Here is a 265-nt window from a genome sequence, read left to right on the forward strand (position 1 = left end):
TCGATCCAGTTCATGCGCGAGTCGCTGGGCTACACGTAAGCGGAGGCGCGCAATGCGTCGGAACGCTACATGGCGTGGCCGTCGCTGGCGCTGGGCTACAAGATGGGCGCGGTGAAGATCCAGTAACTGCGCGCCCGCGCGGAAAAGGAACTCGGCACGAAATTCAGCCTTCCGAAGTTCCACGAGTTCGTGCTGGGCGAAGGCACTGTGGCGGTGGCGCTGCTGGAAAAGAAGGTCGATCGCTTGATCGCCGAGAGCAAGTAAT

1 protein-coding gene is annotated in these 265 nt (G+C 61.1%); it reads left to right on the plus strand.

From position 1 onward, the window contains the following. Positions 1-126 precede the first annotated feature (126 nt). Positions 127-264 carry a hypothetical protein gene (locus ACEN88_RS35580; protein WP_413347105.1) on the plus strand — a complete coding sequence of 46 codons (138 nt, stop codon included), beginning with the start codon at positions 127-129 and terminating at the stop codon, positions 262-264. Position 265: the final 1 nt, after the last annotated feature.

Origin of the sequence: Massilia sp. CT11-108 (genome assembly GCF_047302915.1) — a bacterium.
GTDB classification, from domain to species: Bacteria; Pseudomonadota; Gammaproteobacteria; order Burkholderiales; family Burkholderiaceae_D; genus Telluria; species Telluria orientalis.